The sequence below is a fragment of the Pseudomonas sp. GW821-FHT01C01 genome (assembly GCF_059422645.1).
Genome location: NZ_JBWKXF010000001.1, coordinates 223,553 through 237,746 on the forward strand (window position 1 = coordinate 223,553; position 14,194 = coordinate 237,746).

The following is a 14,194-nucleotide window of genomic DNA, read 5'->3' on the forward strand; positions in this document are numbered from 1 at the left end:
GGGTCCGCCATGTCGCTACGCGTATGGAAATCTGCTGCTGTGCTGCTTTCGGGAGCCGCTCTGCTGCTCAGCGGCTGCGGCGAAACGATCGACAACAAAACGGCATCCTCTGTCCAGTCTGACTTGTCTGGTGTGACGCTGGTGCTGGGCGATCAGGTCAAAGGCTTGCGCACCGTGGTCGAGGCAGCGAGTGCGCTGGAGGGCATCGACTACAAGGTCGAGTGGGCGAACTTCCAGGGCGCGGCGCCCTTGTTCGAAGCCTTGCGCGCCGGCGCTGTCGATCTGGCCCCGGCCGGTGATACGCCGGTGCTTGCGGCCGCCACCGGTGGGACACCGTTGCGCATTGTCGCCGTTCGGCGCAGCCAATCGAGGGGGATTGCGATCCTGGTACCCGCCGATTCGGCCATTCATGGCGTGGCGGATCTGAAAGGCCGAAACGTTGTGGTGTCTTCGGCCCGAGGCAGCATTTCCCAGTACCTGTTGATTCGCGCGCTGGCCAATGCCGGGGTTGACGAGAAAGACGTCAATGTTGGGTTCGTCCTGCCGACCGACGCCCTGGCGGCGTTCAACGCCGGCAAGATCGAAGCCTGGGCCACATTCGGTATCTATCAGGCGTTTGCCGAGCAGCAGGGCGCGCGCGTGCTGATCAGCGGCGAAGGCATCAATACCGGGCTGACTTTCATTACCGCTTCCGAGGAAGCCCTGACCGATCCGCTCAAGCGTAAGGCGCTCAGTGACGTGCTGCAGCGTTTCGCCAAGGCGTTCGAGTGGGCACGGCAGAACCCTGATGAGTACGCTCGGGTCTTCGCCAGGTTCAACGACATTCCGCTGGACGTCTCGCAGCGCCTGCGCAGTTGGGGCGACGAATCTCTCCTGCCAGTTGAACCGCGAGATGTTCAGGCCTTGCAGCAAGTCGATGATCTGTTCGTGGAAAAGAACATCTTTCCCCATCGCGTCAACGTGGAAAAACTTACGGACACTGCAGTGTTTTCTTCAGCGCCTTTGACGTTGACGCAATCGGAGCCAGCGCAGTAGGCCGGTGCCTGATGTGTGTTCTATCTGAAGATTTACAGGAGTCTATCAATGGGCAATGTCCAGAGCGCCACAAGTGCCGTAGAGGTGTTCCGAAACCCGCTACCCGGCGGCGAACTGTTCGACCTTGGCCGGGTTTTCCGGGAACCCCTGGGGCTGTCGCGGCTGCACAGCACGCCCAAGCGTGTGTTGAGTCGCCGCGAAGTGGTCTTGCTGGGTGTGTTTGCGCTGGTGCTACATGGCGCAGTGATTGTCTGGGTCAACCAGACACCGCCGCCGCAACTGCCCGTGGTGCCACCGGAGATTCCGTCGATGACCATCGAGTTTTCGCAACCGGCGCCACCGGTGGTAGTACCGCCGCCCGAGCCGATTCCGCAGCCGGTGGTCGAACCGCCACCGCCGGTGGAAGATGAACTGGCCGTGAAGCCACCACCACCCAAACCGGTTCCCAAACCAAAACCGGTGGTCAAACCTGTGCCTAAACCCGTGGCCAAACCTGTGGAGCAGCCACCTGCACCGCCCGCGCCAGCACAACCGGTCGCCGCACCAGCCCCCGTGGCGCCGTCTGCACCGAAACCGCTGACACCCGCGTCGGCCAGCGCCGCTTACTTGCGCAATCCGGCACCGGAGTATCCATCGCTGGCGATGCGTCGTGGCTGGGAAGGCACGGTGTTGCTGCGGGTGCATGTATTGGCCAGTGGCAAACCGGGTGAAATCCAGATCCAGAAAAGCAGTGGCCGCGATCAACTCGATGACGCGGCACTGGCAGCGGTCAAACGCTGGAGTTTCGTTCCGGCCAAGCAGGGCGATGTCGCCCAGGACGGCTGGGTCAGCGTGCCGATCGATTTCAAAATCAAGTGACTCAACCCTGTTGAAATACACTGCGGGCTACCTGACACAAGGCGCATCGCTACAACCGATCCAATGCCTTGCTGGAGAGCCTGACCATGAACCTGATCGCATCCCCTTTCGAATCCATTGAACACGCCGTCATCTGGCTGTTGATCCTCTTTTCCGTCGCGACCTGGGGCCTGGCCTTGCTCAAGGGTTTGCAGTTCACCCGCCTGAAGACACAAGACCGAAAATTCCATAAGCAATTCTGGGCCGCTTCCAGCCTGGATTCGGCCGCCGAACTCGCCCATGACCAGCCCGGCGCGGCAGCCCGCGTGGCACTGGCCGGGTACGCAGCGATTCAGGTGAGCGACAACCAGAACACCGATCTCAGTCAGTCGATCAACCACCAGGACCGTCTCGAGCGCGCCTTACGCCAGCAGATCGTGCGTGAGCGGCGCTCGCTGGAAAGCGGCCTGGCCATCCTCGCCAGCATTGGTAGCACGTCGCCCTTTATCGGTCTTTTCGGCACTGTCTGGGGGATCATGTCGGCGTTGAAAGGTATCAGTGCGGCGGGCTCGGCGAGTCTGGAAACAGTGGCCGGGCCGATCGGCGCGGCCCTGGTCGCCACCGGTGTCGGTATCGCCGTCGCGGTGCCGGCGGTGCTGGTTTACAACTACTTCCTGCGTCGCCTGAAACTGACCGTCGCCGACCTTGACGACTTCGCTCACGACTTCTACAGCCTGGCGCAGAAGCATTCGTTCCGCGTGCTGCTACACCCGGTGCTGAGCAAGTCCGGGGTAACCGTCGCCGGGCAGAAAGTCAAGGAGGCGTCCTGAGATGGCCTTCTCCACACAAGACAGCGATGAAGTGCTCAGCGAAATCAACGTCACGCCCCTGGTGGACGTCATGTTGGTGCTGCTGGTGGTGTTCATCGTCACCGCGCCGCTGCTGACCAACGCGATCCCGATCAACCTGCCCAAGACCGAAGCGGTGGCGCCGGTGGAGCAGAAAGATCCGCTGGTGGTGAGCATCGACGACAAGGGCAAAGTGTTCATCAACAAGGATGAGATCCAGCCTGATTTGCTGGAAACCAACCTCAAGGCCGCCAAGACCAAAAACACCGATGTCCGTGTGCAACTGCAGGCTGACAATGGGGTGAATTACGGCGAAGTGGCCCGGGCGATGGCCTCGATCGAGCGAGCGGGGATTACCAAGTTGTCGGTGATTACGGCGAAGTGAGGGCATTCCTGACAGGCTGGGTGTGTTTACGGTGAGGGATCGATACAAAAAAAACGGCCGTTCGGGCGGCGGCGATTGAGTCCGCCGCCGAACGTCATAAGCCTATACGTCCTATCATGAGTACCGACTCAGAGAACGGCTGCCTCATCCATTGACCGGCCTGAAAACTCCTGCATTGCATCTAGCAAAGCCTCATGAAAATAAGCCTTCGATGCCCGATCACAGAGGATGTACAGGCTCGATTTCTGCGCGGTAGTGGCATTGATCACGATTACGTTGATACGCGCGGCCGAGGTTTGCGCGACTGTGCCCGGGCCAAAAACCTGTGGGCTCAAATCCACACCACAGAGTTTGGCCATGACCTCCGTGAGATGATCGCCGCTGAGTTGAAACCAGGCATGGCTGTCCTGGCGCGGCAGCAGGTAATTGGCCTTGTGATCCAGCTCCCAACGGGCCTCTTCGTCTGCAACACGCTCACCTTGATCCTGGGGGCTACCGAGCAACAGGTACTCGGTCTGGGACAGGCGCGCCACTTGGCTTCCGTCATTCTGTACGACCGCGTGGTTGGGCGCGTCCGGCAGCAAAAAGTGGCGGCTCAGCAAATATTCTGCACTGTGTGCACCGCGAAAACCCACCCGTGGCAGGTCGGTGAGGTCGGTTAGCGTGCAACTGGACAAGAGGGCCAGGGCAGGATGGCCGGTGCCGGGTTGTTCTCTCAGGCTGGTCATGGGTCAAAGCTCCTGACGCGAGTTAGTGGGATCAAGGAAGGGTAACGGCACGACGTCGGCCTGGACCACGATTCCACCTTCGACGCGGATCGGAATTCGTTGTCCCGGCGAGCTTTGGTCGATGCCGGCGTAGGCCAGGCCGATGATCTTGCCCAGGCTTGCGGAATATTCGCAGGAGGTGACGTTGCCACTGATGTCCGGGCCATTGAGCACCAGATGGCCTTCCAGCGGTTGCAGGCTGCCCTTGGGCAAAGTGAAACCCACGAGTTTGCGTTTTTGTGGCTGGGCTTCGAGGATATCCACCGAGCGCCGGCCGACGAAGAATGGCTTGTTGCGACTGACCGCCCAACCCATGTCGATTTCCGCCGGATGGGTCATGCCATCGGTATCCTGGCTGATGATCACATGGCCTTTTTCCAGGCGCAGCAGACGCTGGGTTTCGACGCCGAAGGGACGTATGTCGTGTGCTTTTCCAGCTTCGATCAGCGCGTCCCAAAGTTTCAGCCCGTGACGAGCGGGTACGTGAATTTCATAACCCAGTTCGCCGACGAAACCGACTCGCAATAACCTGGCCTTGATGCCGGCAACCGTACCTTGGCGGACGCCCAGATAAGGGAACGCTGCGGCGCTCAGATCCAGATCGGTGCAAACTTTCTCCAGCACCAGGCGTGAGTCCGGACCGGCAACGTTGACTGCGCAGATAGCTGCGGTGACGTTGGCGACGTCCACGTCCAGGCGCCATTGTGCGTTCCACTTGAGCATTTGCTGATAAATGCGGTCGACGCCGCTGGTGGTGGCGGTGACGTAGAAATGATTCTCGGCGAAGCGAGCGCACACACCGTCATCGATCACCACTCCATGCTCGTTGGTCATAAGTGCATAGCGAGAACGGCCGATCGGCTGTTTCAGGAAAGCGAAGGTGTACATGCGGTTGAGCAATTCGGCGGCGTCCGGACCACGTACATCGAGACCGCCCAGGGTCGAGACATCGATGATCCCGACCTTGTTGCGTACGTGCAGCGCCTCGGCTTGCATGCAGGCTTCGCGATCCCTGGCATTGCCATAGTAGGCTGGCCGTTGCCAAATTCCGGCGGGCATCATCTTCGCCCCGGCTTGTACATGCCGGGCGTGCATCGGTGTCTGGCGGTAAGGGTCGAAAGCCCTGCCGGCAACATGCGCCAGCTTTTCCGCCACAAAGGGCGGGCGTGCCGTGGTGACGCCGGTTTCACTGATATTGCGCTGGGTGGCCCAGGCGACCAGCCGGGCGGTCGGCAACGCTGAGTGACGGCCCTGGGAAGGGCCCATGCCCACGGTGGAGTAGCGCTTGACCAGTTGCACGTCGCGATAGCCGATCCGTGTCGCGTTGACGATGTCGGCGACTTGCAGGTCCTCGTCGAAATCGACGAAGTCTTTGCCCTTGGGGTGGGGGAAGATCGGCCAGTTGAAGTTGACCCGATTTTCGCTGCCCAAGGGCGCGCGCTGTGCGCCGACCTTCAGGCCCAGGGCCCGCGCGGCATCCGCCCCGGCATTCACGCCGTCGGCGATGACATTGTCGAGGCGGTGACGCCCATTGACCGAACCGGCTACCGCGAGGTTCAGCGGCAGGCCACTGAGCGTGAACTCGGCACGCTGATCGTCGTAGGCCAGCTTGCCGCCTGCCTGGCAGAGCAGTTGATAGACCGGCATGTAACCGGCGGACATGCACAGCAAGTCGCAATCCAGGCGTTGTCCGCTTTCTGCGACCTGACCCTGGGCGGTGATCTTGCGCACATCGACGCCGGTGATATGACGCATGCCTTTCTCGTGCAGCGCTTCATACACGGTGCTGTTGCGTTGGCAAGGGATCTTGCGCTGAGCCAGTGCCTGCAGCAGGGACTCATCGCCAGGTCCATAGCGCAGATCCACCACCGCGGCGACTTCCACGCCCTGATCATGCAGATCGAGCGCGGCGAGGTAACCGTCGTCATTACCCGTCAGCACCACCGCGCGTTTGCCTGGCTTGACCGCATACAACTTCATCAAGCGTTGCGCCGCGCTGGTCAGCATCACGCCCGGCAAATCGTTGTTGCGAAACACCACCGGTTGGTCGAAAGCGCCGCTGCACACCAGGCATTGGCGGGCACGCACCTTGTACATGCGCTTGCCCTGGATGACCGGCAGGTAGTTGTCGGTGAACCAGGCGTTGCAGGTCGCCTCGGTCAGGATCCGGATATTGGCGTGTTGCTCCACCGCAGACAGCAGTTCGTGGCGCAGGGCTTCGGCTCTTTTGCCTTCGATATCGAAACGGGCATAGGTCAACGAACCACCGAGAATCGGTTGCTGTTCGATGAGCAACACCTTCGCCCCGGCATTGGCCGCCGTCAGTGCCGCATGCAGCCCGGCGGGCCCGGCGCCGATCACGGCAACGTCGGTGAACAGGTAAGCCTTGTCGTAATACTCGGGCTGGAAGGTCAGGTCGAGTACGCCGAGGCCGGCCCTCTTGCGAATGATCGGTTCCCAGACTTTCCACATGCCCTTGGGCTTATAGAAGGAACGGTAGTAAAAGCCCACCGGCATGAATTTTGAGAACTTGCCCAGGTAGGCATCGCGATCGTTGTCCAGCGAGCCGTTGACGTTCTGTGCCGTCACCTGCAAACCGGCCGACAGCGCGAATGCATCGGCCAGCACATTCGGTTCCCGGGGCAGTTGCACCAGGCTGTTGGCGTCTTGCCCGGCCATGGTCAGCGGGCCGCGCGGGCGGTGGTATTTGAACGAGCGCGAGATCAGGAAGCGTCCATTGGCCAACAAGGCGCTGGCGATGCTGTCGCCTTGCAAGCCTTGATAGCGATGACCGTCGAAACTGAAATCCAGCGGCTGATCACGGTCGATCAGCAGGCCCATCGGGGCGGGTAGGCGATTCATCCTGCGATCTCCTTGGCGGCGCTGAAGTCGACGCGGGCGGTGAAGAGTTCTTTGGGGTCGAAGGTGCGAAGAATTTCATCGCTGACGGTGTGACGCTCCGCGAGAAACCAGTAGCTGGACGGCGTATGCATCCACCATTCGCGCACCACCCCGGCGAGGTTGTCGGTGTTGAACACGTAGTCGGCCCATTCGGCATCGCTGCAACGAACGGGATCGGGCATTGGCTTGAACTCGCCGCCGTAAGTGAATTCGCTGATATTCCGCGGCCCGTTGAGCGGGCAATTGATGATTTTCATAGTCCGCTCTCCGTCAGTGACTGGCCGCCGTAGCGCCCATTTCGTTGACTTGCTGGAAGGTCGAAAAGCGTTCGAGGCCGAAAGGTTTGATCAGATCCGGCACCTTGCCGCCGCTGGCCACCAGTTCGGCCATGGTCTTTCCGCAGATCGGTGTAGCCTTGAAACCCCAGGTGCCCCAACCGGCGTCGAGGTAGTAATTTTTCACAGGCGAAAGCCCCATGATCGGGCTGTAATCCGGGGTCATGTCGGTGATCCCGGCCCATTGGCGCATCAGCTTGGCGTTGGCCAGAAACGGGAACATTTCGATGGCGTGGGCCAGCAGGCTTTCCTTCAGATCGAGCGTGGAGCGGGTGTTGAACAGCGGATAAGGATCGGAGCCGCCGCCGAACACCACTTCGCCGCGGCTGGTCTGCTGCACGTAACAATGCAGTGCCGAAGAACTCACCAGCGGATCGAGAAACGGCTTGAACGGTTGGGTGACCATGGCTTGCAGCGGGAAAGTCTGGATCGGTGAACGGATTCCGGCCTTGGCCATCAGCAACGAACTGTGCCCGGCGATTGCCTGCACGGCGCAGCCGCACTTGATGGTCCCGCGATTGGTCTTGACCGCGGTGATCGCACCGTTCTCGATGATCAGGTCCTGGACTTCGGTGAGCTGATGAATTTCTACGCCGCGTTTGGCCGCCTGCTTGGCGTAGCCCCAGGCGACGGCGTCGTGACGCGCGGTGGCACCGTCGATGTGCCAAAGCCCGGCAAGCACCGGCAGGTGACCGGGGTCGAGGTTGAGGCTGGGCACCAGTTCGCGAATCTGCTGGCGGTCGATCATTTCGCTGCGACCACCGAAGTGCTTGTTGACCTCGGCCCGCTGGCGGAACGAACGCACGGTGGCATCGGTATGGGCCAGGGTCAGTTGGCCACGCTCGGAGTACATGATGTTGAAATCGAATTCGTTGGACAGGGACTGGAACATCCGCACCGACTCTGCGTAAAAACGCACGCCTTCGCTGGTCAGGTAGTTGGAGCGGATCACCGCGGTGTTGCGCGCGGTATTGCCACCGCCCAGATAGGACTTCTCCAATACCGCGATGTTGGTGATGCCGTGGTATTTGGCCAGGTAATAGGCGGTGGCCAGGCCGTGCCCGCCAGCACCAATGATCACCACGTCATAGCTCGGCTTGAGTTCCCGCGGCGGCGGTAGATCGACGTCCACCGGGTACTCCGAACTCAGCCCGTATTTCAATAGATTGAACGGCATAGAGCCTCCGATTGGCTGCGTCGAGCCTGATGTTGCGCAAGGGCTGCGGTCACGGTGTTTTTCATCAAAAAGGCAATGGTCATCGGGCCGACACCGCCGGGCACCGGGGTGATCGCTGCGACGTGGGGCAGGGCGCTGTCGAAATCGACGTCGCCCACCAGACGGCTGCGGCCCTGGTCGTCGATGCGGTTGATGCCGACATCAATCACCACCGCGCCGGGCTTCAGCCAGCTGGCGTCGATCAGTTTCGGCCGCCCTACGGCGGCGATGACGATGTCGGCCTGACGGCACAAGCCCTGCGGATCCGGACTGCGCGAATGCAGTACGGTCACCGAACAATCGGCCTTGAGTAGCAGGGCCGCCATGGGTTTGCCAACGATGTTCGAGCGGCCTATCACCACTGCGTGTTTACCGCGCAGATCGCCGCAGGTCTGTTCCAACAGGTACAGGCAACCGCTGGGCGTGCAGGGGGCCAGCACGGTGCGGCCCTGACTGAGGCCACCGACGTTTTCACTGTGAAAACCGTCGACGTCCTTGGCCGGGGCGATGGCCTCCAGGGCGCGCAATTCGTCAATGTGAACCGGCAACGGCAATTGCAGCAGAATGCCGTTGATCGAAGAGTCGGCATTCAGCGTGGCGATCAGGTTCAGCAGTTGTTCGGTGCTGGTGTCGCTGGGCAGTCGATGCTCCACGGAGCGAATGCCTACCTCTTCAGCGCGCAGGATCTTGTTGCGCACGTAAACCTGGCTGGCCGGGTCGCTGCCCACCAGAATCACCGCCAGGGCCGGTTGGATGTCTTGCTCGCGAAGGCCGTCCACGTCCTTGCGAACCTGGATCAACACACGCGCGGCAGCGGCTTTGCCGTCAATCAGTCGGGGCGTGTTCATCGAAAGATCACCGTTCTGTCCTGGTTGAGGAAAACCCGGTGCTCCAGGTGGTACTTGACTGCCTTGGACAGGGCCACGGTTTCGGTGTCACGGCCGGTGGCGACCAGGTCGTCCGGCAGATAGACGTGATCGACGCGTTGCACTTCCTGTTCAATGATTGGCCCTTCGTCGAGGTCGCTGGTGACGTAGTGCGCCGTAGCGCCGATCAGTTTCACCCCGCGTTGGTAGGCCTGGTGATAAGGCTTGGCACCTTTGAACCCAGGCAGGAACGAGTGATGGATGTTGATCGCGCGGCCCGAGAGTTGCTTGCACAGGTCATCGGAGAGGATCTGCATGTAGCGCGCCAACACCACCAGTTCGGTGCCGGTCTCGTCGACAATCTTCATCAGTTCGGCTTCCTGCCGGGCCTTGGTGTCTTTCGTCACAGGCAAATAGATGAAGCGGATACCTTCGCGTTCGGCCATGGGCCGCAGGTCCAGGTGGTTGGAGACGATGGCGGTGATGGTCATGTCCATCTCGCCCTTGTGGTAGCGGTAGAGCAGGTCGGTCAGGCAGTGGTCGAACTTGCTGACCATCAGCAACACACGCATCGGCTCGCGGGTGTCGTGCAGTTCCCAGCTCATGTCGAACGCCTTGGCGACGTCGCTGAAGCCTTCCTTGATCTGCTGGATATCACCCGGGTGGCCGTCGTTGAAACGGAACACCGCGCGCATGAAAAAACGGCCGCTGAAGTCGTCATCGAATTGCGCCATCTCCCCGATGTAGCAACCGTTGTCCGCCAGGTAAGTGGTGACGGCCGCGACGATGCCGGACACCGCGGGACAGGTGATCTTGATGATGAAATGGTTTTTTTCGTGTTGCATGACACGTCCTCGGGAAGATGGCGGCAGCTCATCGCAAAGCGAAAAAAACATCGACAACAGCAATCTCGTCCATGAGGGTATTTTCTTATGGGGAATAAAATATTCCTGAAGTTGGCTTTATAGGGGAATGCCCGCGCCGCGTCCAGAATTTTTGTGAAAGTTTTTTAACTGGCAGGAAAACGCCTGAGGCCGACACAGATCGGCCTCAGGGTTGGAATCGAACGGGGAGTGGGGCGGGGATTATTCTTTGTCGTTGCCGTAATTCATGATCGATAGCAGACGGATCGGTACTTGCACCAGTTGTTCCGGGCCATGGGGGATTTCCCCTTCGAAAGTCAGGCTGTCACCGGCTTCCATGCGGTACAACTGATTGCCATGGCGATAGATCAGTTCGCCTTCGAGCAGGTGGAGAAACTCGGTGCCGGGATGGGAGAAGGTCGGAAACTCCTCGCTGGCGTCATCCATGCTCACCATGTAGGCCTCGAAACTCTTCTTCGGCCCGCGTGTGTGATTGAGTAGATGGTAGGTATGGCCTTTCTCGGTTCCGCGGCGAACCACTTCCATGCCTTGATCGGCTTTGACCAACTGCGCGCTGCCATCTTGCTGATCGTACTCACTGAACAACTTCGACAAGGGCAGGCCGAGCACGTCGCACAAGCGGCTCAGGGTATCGAGGCTGGTGGAGACCTGGGCGTTTTCAATTTTGCTCAACATGCCTTGGCTGATGTCGGCAATTTTCGCCACATCGGACAATTTCAGGTCCTGCGCCTGGCGCTGGCGTTTGATTTGCAAACCCAGGTATTGCTCGAGCTTGAGGCGCGGGGCGGTTTCGGTCGGCATAGTCTTTAGATCCTGCACACTTTCTGTTCAGTAATATTAGTTTCGCACTGAGAAAGTGCAAATCTCGGCGTTCCTCTCCAGCCCATTGGGCGGTATTCCCACCGGGAAAAGAATATTCCCATATATACAGCACAAAAGCGCTGGTTACGGCACTTCAGCTTTTCATTCGCGATTCTGGCAAGGGCCTTGCATTCCTATTGGGAAACTAACTTTCTTTTCAGGAATATCAAAAGAAAGTGACGGCCTATCCACAATGATTTGCCCTTTTTCGCGAGGAGTGACGAGCAATGTTGCCAGCAGAAACCCAGCGCATCATCGACAAGCACGGGATCAAGTATGTGCTTGCGCAGTTTGTCGATATCCATGGATCGGCCAAGACCAAATCGGTGCCGATCTGTGGACTCAAGGCCGTGGCCGAGGACGGAGCGGGTTTTGCCGGGTTCGCCATCAGTGGCATGGGCATGGAACCCCACGGTCCGGACTTCATGGCCCGTGGCGATTTGTCCACGCTGACACCGGTGCCTTGGCAGCCGGGTTATGGCCGGATCGTGTGTATCGGTCATGTCGACGGCAAACCGCATCCTTATGACAGCCGTTACGTGCTCCAGCAGCAGGTCCGTCGCCTGGAAGACAAGGGCTGGACGCTCAACACCGGCCTGGAACCCGAATTCAACCTGATGCGCCGCGACGAGCAGGGCAAACTGCAGCTGGTCGACGCCAGCGACAACCTGGACAAGCCTTGCTACGACTACAAAGGCCTGTCGCGTTCCCGGGTGTTCCTCGAACGCCTGACCGAAGCGTTGCAGGCGGTGGATTTCGAGGTCTATCAAATCGACCACGAAGATGCCAACGGCCAGTTCGAGATCAACTACACCTACAGCGACGCCATGACTTCGGCGGATCGTTTCACGTTCTTTCGCATGGCCGCCGGCGAGATTGCCAATGACCTGGGCATGATCTGCTCGTTCATGCCCAAGCCTGATCCGAAGCGCGCCGGCAACGGCATGCACTTTCACCTGTCGATCAGCAGCGCCGAGAACAAGAACCTGTTCCACGACGCCAGTGATCCGAGCGGCATGGGCCTGTCGAAAATGGCCTATCACTTCGCCGCCGGCCTGCTTGCCCATGGCCCGGCGCTCTGCGCCTTCGCCGCACCGACGGTCAACTCCTACAAGCGTCTGGTGGTGGGCAATTCGTTGTCCGGCGCGACCTGGGCGCCAGCCTTTATTGCCTTCGGCGCCAACAACCGCTCGGCGATGGTGCGGGTGCCTTATGGCCGCCTGGAGTTCCGCCTTCCAGATGCCGGTTGCAATCCCTATCTGGTCAGCGCGGCGATCATCGCGGCGGGCCTCGACGGTATCGACCGCCAGCTGGAAATCGACCACGTCTGCAACGAAAACCTCTACAGCCTGAGCCTGGAGCAGATTGCCGCGCGCGGCATCAAGACTCTGCCGCAATCGCTCAAGGAAGCCTGCGACGCGCTGGAAGCCGACCCGCTGTTCGCCGAGGTCATGGGCCCGCAGATCGTTGGCGAGTTCATCAAGCTCAAGCGCATGGAGTGGGTGGAGTACAGCCGCCATGTCTCCGACTGGGAAGTGCAGCGCTACACCGAATTTTTCTAGGCGCCAGCCGGCGCGCCCAAACGAACCATCTCGCAGCTTGAAACGTGTGGCTGCCGAACATAGTGAGGACTGTTGTCATGTGTGGAATCGTAGGCCTTTACCTGAAAAATCCGCAGCTGGAATCCCGGCTCGGTCAGCTCTTCGAACCGATGCTACAGGCCATGACCGATCGTGGCCCGGACAGTGCCGGTTTCGCCATCTATGGCGATGAAGTGGCCGATGGCTGGGTCAAGCTGACCTTGCAGGCGACAACCGAAGCCTTCGACTGGAAAACCCTGATGGGCGAACTGGAAGGCCGTCTGGGCTGTTCGCTGGACTGGTTTCAGAACGCCAGCGCCGCCGTATTGAAGATCCATGCTGAAGAAACGCCAGTCCGTCTGGCCCTCGCCGATCTGGCCCCGAGCATCCGCATCATGAGCGCCGGGCAGAGCATCGAAATCCTCAAGGGCATGGGCTTGCCCCAGGAAATTTCCCAACGCTTCGGCCTGGCCAGCATGAAGGGCAGCCATATCATCGGCCACACCCGCATGGCCACCGAAAGCGCGGTGACCATGGAAGGCAGCCACCCGTTTTCCACCGGTGCCGACCTGTGCCTGGTGCATAACGGTTCGCTGTCCAATCACTTCCGCCTGCGTCAGGAACTCAAGCGCGAAGGCATCCATTTCGAAACCGACAACGACACGGAAGTGGCCGCCGGCTACCTGACCTGGCGCCTGCAACAAGGCGATTCGCTGAAGGAGGCGCTGGATCATTCGCTGGAGGACCTGGACGGCTTCTTCACTTTCGCCATTGGTACCCGCAATGGCTTTGCGGTGATCCGTGACCCGATTGCCTGCAAACCGGCGATTCTCGCCGAGACCGACGATTACGTTGCCATGGCCTCCGAATATCAGGCGCTGTCGAGCCTGCCGGGTATCGAACACGCCAGGATCTGGGAGCCGGCACCGGCCACCCTGTACATCTGGGAACGCGAGTCAGCTTAAGGAGCGCACACATGAAAACCATCGATCTTTCCACCGCCACCGTGCGTGATCTCAATCAGGCGCTGCATGACCAGGTCAACAACGTAGAAGACCGCGAGTGGGTGGTGACCCATTCAAACGGCAAGCACAACCTCGCGGTTGGGGTGAACCAGGCCGTGTCCATCGATATCCAGGGGCACGCCGGCTACTACTGCGCGGGCATGAACCAGAAAGCGTGCATCACCGTGCATGGCAATGCCGGGGTCGGCGTCGCGGAAAACATGATGTCGGGCATGGTGCGGATCAAGGGCAGCGCGTCCCAGGCCGCCGGCGCCACCGCCCATGGCGGATTGTTGGTGATCGAAGGCGATGCCGGTGCCCGATGCGGCATTTCCATGAAGGGCATCGACATTGTGGTCGGTGGCAGCATCGGCCATATGAGCTGCTTCATGGGCCAGGCCGGACGACTTGTGGTGTGCGGCGATGCGGGCGATGCCCTGGGCGATTCGCTGTACGAAACCCACATCTATGTGCGGGGCACCGTCGCCTCCCTGGGCTCGGATTGCATCGAGAAAGAAATGCGCGCCGAACACCTGGAAGAGCTGCAAGTGCTGCTCAACCGCGCCGGTTTCGAGCACAAGGTGGCTGACTTCAAGCGCTACGGCTCGGCCCGTCAGCTGTACAACTTCAAAGTCGATAACGCGTCCGCGTACTGATCCACGCGAGGAGAACAGA

Annotated in this window: 14 protein-coding genes; 7 read left to right on the plus strand and 7 right to left on the minus strand. The window is 60.2% G+C overall.

Annotated features, from left to right (window positions below):
• The first annotated feature begins 9 nt into the window (after positions 1-9).
• From AC07XF_RS00870 to AC07XF_RS00885, 4 genes are all read left to right on the plus strand, one after another.
• Positions 10-1,035, plus strand: a complete 1,026-nt coding sequence (locus AC07XF_RS00870; RefSeq protein WP_495025016.1) for an ABC transporter substrate-binding protein — start codon at positions 10-12, stop codon at positions 1,033-1,035.
• A gap of 48 nt (positions 1,036-1,083) precedes the next feature.
• A complete protein-coding gene (locus tag AC07XF_RS00875) occupies positions 1,084-1,893 on the plus strand; it encodes an energy transducer TonB (protein WP_495025017.1) in 810 nt (269 codons plus the stop codon).
• Positions 1,894-1,979: 86 nt separating this feature from the next.
• Positions 1,980-2,702 (plus strand): MotA/TolQ/ExbB proton channel family protein, encoded by a 723-nt coding sequence (locus tag AC07XF_RS00880; protein ID WP_495025018.1) that lies wholly within the window; start codon positions 1,980-1,982, stop codon positions 2,700-2,702.
• Position 2,703: 1 nt separating this feature from the next.
• Positions 2,704-3,105 (plus strand): ExbD/TolR family protein, encoded by a 402-nt coding sequence (locus AC07XF_RS00885; RefSeq protein ID WP_495025019.1) that lies wholly within the window; start codon positions 2,704-2,706, stop codon positions 3,103-3,105.
• Positions 3,106-3,233: 128 nt separating this feature from the next.
• Here AC07XF_RS00885 and AC07XF_RS00890 read toward each other — a convergent pair whose 3' ends face one another.
• From AC07XF_RS00890 to AC07XF_RS00920, 7 genes are all read right to left on the minus strand, one after another.
• The gene (locus AC07XF_RS00890; RefSeq protein ID WP_495025020.1) at positions 3,234-3,833 is read right to left on the minus strand and encodes a sarcosine oxidase subunit gamma; all 600 of its coding nucleotides are present in this window, start codon (positions 3,831-3,833) and stop codon (positions 3,234-3,236) included.
• A gap of 3 nt (positions 3,834-3,836) precedes the next feature.
• Positions 3,837-6,734, minus strand: coding sequence for a 2Fe-2S iron-sulfur cluster-binding protein (locus AC07XF_RS00895; RefSeq protein WP_495025021.1), 2,898 nt, complete (start codon positions 6,732-6,734; stop codon positions 3,837-3,839).
• A complete protein-coding gene (locus AC07XF_RS00900) occupies positions 6,731-7,030 on the minus strand; it encodes a sarcosine oxidase subunit delta (RefSeq protein ID WP_008003691.1) in 300 nt (99 codons plus the stop codon). The genes AC07XF_RS00895 and AC07XF_RS00900 overlap by 4 nt, the downstream gene beginning before the upstream one ends.
• 13 nt (positions 7,031-7,043) lie before the next feature.
• Entirely contained in the window at positions 7,044-8,285 is a 1,242-nt protein-coding gene (locus AC07XF_RS00905; RefSeq protein WP_008003692.1) for an FAD-dependent oxidoreductase, read from the minus strand.
• A complete protein-coding gene (folD, locus tag AC07XF_RS00910) occupies positions 8,267-9,172 on the minus strand; it encodes a bifunctional methylenetetrahydrofolate dehydrogenase/methenyltetrahydrofolate cyclohydrolase FolD (RefSeq protein ID WP_495025022.1) in 906 nt (301 codons plus the stop codon). Before folD ends, AC07XF_RS00905 begins: the two co-directional genes overlap by 19 nt.
• Positions 9,169-10,035: a formyltetrahydrofolate deformylase gene (purU, locus tag AC07XF_RS00915; protein ID WP_495025023.1), complete on the minus strand. Its 867-nt coding sequence runs from the start codon at positions 10,033-10,035 to the stop codon at positions 9,169-9,171. Before purU ends, folD begins: the two co-directional genes overlap by 4 nt.
• A gap of 240 nt (positions 10,036-10,275) precedes the next feature.
• Positions 10,276-10,875, minus strand: a complete 600-nt coding sequence (locus tag AC07XF_RS00920; RefSeq protein ID WP_008003699.1) for a helix-turn-helix domain-containing protein — start codon at positions 10,873-10,875, stop codon at positions 10,276-10,278.
• A 287-nt stretch (positions 10,876-11,162) separates the two neighbouring features.
• On the opposite strand from AC07XF_RS00920, the gene glnT reads away from it, so the two are divergent.
• From glnT to AC07XF_RS00935, 3 genes are all read left to right on the plus strand, one after another.
• The gene (gene glnT / locus AC07XF_RS00925; protein WP_495025024.1) at positions 11,163-12,497 is read left to right on the plus strand and encodes a type III glutamate--ammonia ligase; all 1,335 of its coding nucleotides are present in this window, start codon (positions 11,163-11,165) and stop codon (positions 12,495-12,497) included.
• A gap of 77 nt (positions 12,498-12,574) precedes the next feature.
• On the plus strand, positions 12,575-13,480 hold the full coding sequence (locus AC07XF_RS00930) for a class II glutamine amidotransferase (protein ID WP_008003702.1): 906 nt from the start codon (positions 12,575-12,577) through the stop codon (positions 13,478-13,480).
• Positions 13,481-13,491: 11 nt separating this feature from the next.
• On the plus strand, positions 13,492-14,175 hold the full coding sequence (locus AC07XF_RS00935) for a protein glxC (protein ID WP_495025025.1): 684 nt from the start codon (positions 13,492-13,494) through the stop codon (positions 14,173-14,175).
• The last annotated feature ends 19 nt before the right edge of the window (positions 14,176-14,194 follow it).